The following is a 4,614-nucleotide window of genomic DNA, read 5'->3' as shown; positions in this document are numbered from 1 at the left end:
CGTCGCCGGACTCGACATCACCGTCACACCACCAGCCAACGCCAACGAACACTCACCCGACCGCAACGCCTGCCCCGCCAAATGCATCGCCACCAAAGACGACGAACACGCCGTATCCACCGTCACCGCAGGCCCCTCAAGGCCCAGGGCGTACGACACACGGCCCGACGCCACACTGCCCGAACTACCAAAACCAAGCTGCCCCTCAAAACCCTCCGGGGCGCGATGGAGGCGCGAGGCGTAGTCGTTGTACATCACACCCGCGAACACACCCGTCGCACTACCCCGCACCGACCGAGGATCAATACCCGCCCGCTCCAACGCCTCCCACGACGTCTCCAACAACAACCGCTGCTGCGGATCCACCGCCAACGCCTCACGCGGCGACATCCCAAAAAACCCCGGATCAAAATCCGCAGCGTCATACAAAAAACCACCCGAACGCACACTACTCGTCCCCACATGCCCCGGATCAGGGTTATAGAGAGACTCCACATCCCAACCCCGATTGCCCGGAAAATCGGACACCGCATCCCGACCCTCCACCACCAACCGCCACAACCCCTCCGGCGACTCCACCCCACCCGGGAAACGGCAACTCATCCCCACAATCGCGATGGGCTCGTCGACGGGGGCGACCACCCGCACATGGTCGTGCGTCCGCTCCGCGCCGAGCAGGTCGGCCCGGAGTCCGGCGGCCAGCGCGGTCGGCGTCGGGTGGTCGAAGACCAGGGTGGCGGGCAGGCGGAGGCCGGTGGCGGTGTTGAGTCGGTTACGCAGGTCGAGGGCGGTCAGCGAGTCGAAGCCGAGCTCGCCGAACGCCTCGTCGGGTGCGACAGCCTCCGGCCCGGGGTGGCCGAGCACCAGGGCGGCCTGAGTGCGCACGAGATCCAGGAGTACGCGGGCCCGCTCGTCCTCGGTCAGCGGTGTCAGGCGGTCGCGGAGTGCCCCGGCCGGGTCGGCCCCGCTCTCCGCCGCTCGCCGGCTCGTGGTCCGCACCAGCCCGCTGAGCAGCGGCGGGACCGTGGCAGCGGTGCGCAGCGCCCGCAGGTCGAGCCGCATGGGCACGACGACGGGGTCGGCGCCGTTGACGGCGGCGTCAAAGAGTTCCAGGCCCTCGTCGTGAGACAGGCCCGCGACTCCGCTCTCGGCCAGCTGGGCGCCCATGCCATCGCCCCCGGCCCACAGGCCCCAGGCCAGCGAGGTAGCCGGCAGACCCTGCGCACGCCGATGCTGCGCCAACGCATCCAAAAACGCGTTAGCCGCCGCGTAATTACCCTGCCCAGCATTACCAAACGTCCCCGCAGCCGACGAGAACAACACAAACGCCGACAGATCCAACCCACGCGTCAACTCATGCAAACCCCACGCCGCATCCACCTTCGCACCAAAAACAGCATCAACCCGCCCCGGCGACAAAGACTCCACCACACCGTCATCCAACACACCCGCCACATGCACCACAGCCGACACCACATACTCAGCCAACAACTCCGCCAACGCACCCCGATCCGAAACATCACACGCCACCACAACAACCCGCGCACCCAACTCCGTCAACTCATCACCCAACAAACCCACATCACCACCACGACTGACCAACACCAAATCCCGCACACCATGACGCACCACCAAATGCCGCGCCACCACACCACCCAACACCCCACTCGCACCCGTCACCAACACCGAACTCCCCGGCCCAAAAGACGGGGTACGGGAGGACGCGGTGTGCTCCGGGCGTACGCGGGCCAGTCGGGCCACGTACGTCTCGCCGTTCCGGATGGCGAGTTGGGGCTCGCCGGTCGCGAGCGCCGAGGACAGTGTGTCGGCGTCGGCACCCGGTGCTTCGGTGTCCGCGTCAGCGTTCGCGTCCGCATCCATGTCGGTGTCCACCAGGACGAAGCGTCCCGGGTTCTCCGTCTGCGCCGTGCGCACCAGGCCCCACACCGTGGCCGCACCCGGGTTCGGGACGCGGTCCTGGGTGTCGACGGCGACGGCGCCACAGGTGACCCACACCAGGCGGGAGGCCGCACAGCGGTCGTCGGCCAGCCAGCCCTGTAGCAGGGCGAGCGCCGCGTGGGCCGCCTGGTGCGCGGAGTCGGCGTCGGCGGACGGGCCGCAGCGCACCACGACGTTCTCCGGGAGGCTCTTCCCCGCTTCCAGCGCGGCACGCACCTCGGCCCAGTCAGCGAACTCCGCCACCGAACCGCTACCGGTCGGAGCCGGTGCAGGCACCCAGTCCAGCCGGAACAACGACTCGTGCCGGCGAACCGAGCCCAACGAACCCTCCGACACTTCCCGCACCACCAGCGAGTCGATCGAGGCCACCGGGGCCCCCGCCCCGTCAGCCACCACCAACGACACCCCGCCCGACGCCACGGGCGACAACCGCACCCGCAGCGCCGACGCACCCGAGGCGTACAACCGCACACCCGACCAGGAGAACGGCAGGCCGGCCACGGCCTCGGACCTGTTCTCGCCGGAGCCGCCGGCCAGGCCGATGGCGTGCAGGGTCGCGTCCAGCAGGGCCGGATGCAGACCAAAGCCCTCGGCCGACACGCCTTCGGGCAACGTGACCTCGGCGAACACCTCGTCGCCCCGGTGCCAGGCGGCCCGTAGGCCCTGGAAGACCGGCCCGTAGCCGAAGCCACTGTCGGCCTTGCTCTCGTAGAGCCCACCGAGGTCCACGCTGACGGCGCCCGTCGGCGGCCACTCGACAAGGGAGGTCCCTGTCGCGGCGGCACCCGCGCTCAGCACACCGGTAGCGTGCCGGGTCCAGGAACGGCCGTCGTCGTCGGTGTCGTCCGCGCTGGAGTAGAGAGTCAGTTCGCGCCGGCCCGAGGCGTCTTCGGCACCCACCCACACCTGAAGGCGCACCGCGCCCTCCTCGGGCAGGACGAGCGGCGCCTCCAGCGTCAACTCCTCCACCAGATCACACCCGACCTGGTCACCAGCCCGGATCGCCAACTCCACGAAGGCCGTGCCGGGCAGCAGCGTCGAGCCCATGACCACGTGGTCGGCCAGCCACGGGTGGGTGGCCAACGAGAGCCGGCCGGTGAGCAGCGCACCGTCCGTACCACCGAGGGCGACGGTCGCGCCGAGCAGCGGGTGTTCGGCGGCGCCAAGGCCGGCCGCGGTGACATCACCCACGGCGGGCAGCGCGTCCAACCAGTAGCGCTGGTGTTGGAAGGCGTACGTCGGCAGGTCGACCCGCCGGGCACCGCTGCCGGCGAAGAACGCCGCCCAGTCCACCGAAACCCCACGCACATGAACCCTGCCGAGCGCCGAGACCAACGCCAACTCTTCCGAACGGTCTCCACGCAACACCGGCACGAAGCCAGCGTCCGGCGCCGTCTCCTGCCCCAGCGCCGACAGGGTGGCTCCCGGTCCGATCTCGACGAAGGTGGCCACACCCTCGTCCGCGAGGGTGCGCACCGCGTCGGCGAAGTGTACGGACTCGCGTACGTGGCGCACCCAGTACGCGGCCGAGCTCAACTCCTCGACGGTCGCCCGCGCACCCGTCAACGTGGAGACGATCGGAATCGTCGGCGCCGCGTACGCCACGCTTTCCAGAACCCGGCGGAAGTCCTCCAACATCGGATCCATCAACGGCGAGTGGAAGGCGTGGCTGACGCGCAGGCGCGACACCTTACGGCCCGCTTCGCGCCAGCGCTCCCCCACAGCCTCAACCTGGGCGGCATCACCCGAGACCACCACCGACGACGGCCCGTTGACCGCCGCGATCCCCACACCCTCCGGCAGACCACCTTCCGCGATCTCAGACTCGGACGCCTGGATGGCCACCATCGCGCCGCCAGCCGGCAACGCCTGCATCAACCCAGCACGTGCGGAGACAACCTTGGCGGCATCCGACAGGGACCACACACCAGCCACGTGCGCGGCAGCCAACTCACCAATCGAATGCCCAGCCAACACGTCAGGACGCACACCCCAGGACTCCAGCAACCGGAACAGGGCAACCTCAACGGCGAACAACGCCGGCTGCGTCACACCCGTCTCGTTCAACGCCTCCGCGTCCTGGCCCAACCACACCTCTCGTACGGACGGGTCGAACTCACCCAACACCGCGTGCAACGCATCAGCGAACACCGGGAAACGTGCCGCCAGCTCACGACCCATCCCCAACCGCTGCGCACCCTGACCCGAGAACAGGAAGCCCATGCTTCCGGTGACGACAGTGCCCGTCACCAGGTCGGGCACCTCACGTCCGTGGCTCAGGGCGTCGAGCGCCGCCAGTAGCCCGACACGGTCCGCGCCCACCACCACGGCACGCCGCTCGAACACCGACCGCGATGTCGCCAACGAGAAGCCCACATCACCCGCGCCGAGCTCCGGGTCACCGCCGACCCACTCGCCCAAGCGCAGTGCCTGGTCTCGTAGCGCGTCCGCGTTCCGCGCCGAGACCACCCACGGCACGACGGCGTCGGCCGGGGAGGACACCGCGACGGGAGTGGACTCCTCGGCTTCGGGGGCCTGCTCGATGATGGTGTGCGCGTTGGTCCCACTGACACCGAACGACGACACACCCGCCCTGCGCACGCGACCGACCTCAGGCCACGCCCGCGCTTCGGTCAGGACATCCACCGCGCCCGC

1 protein-coding gene is annotated in these 4,614 nt (G+C 69.5%); it reads right to left on the bottom strand.

Annotated elements, in window-relative coordinates; all coding sequences use genetic code 11:
- Positions 1 to 4,614, bottom strand: a 4,614-nt coding sequence (locus tag ACFVFR_RS31775; protein WP_383708087.1) for an SDR family NAD(P)-dependent oxidoreductase, incomplete at both ends; no start/stop codon positions are given.

This window comes from Streptomyces sp. NPDC057702, from assembly GCF_042799315.1.
Lineage (GTDB): Bacteria > Actinomycetota > Actinomycetes > Streptomycetales > Streptomycetaceae > Streptomyces.
This window is presented reverse-complemented; position numbering and strand designations above follow the sequence as displayed.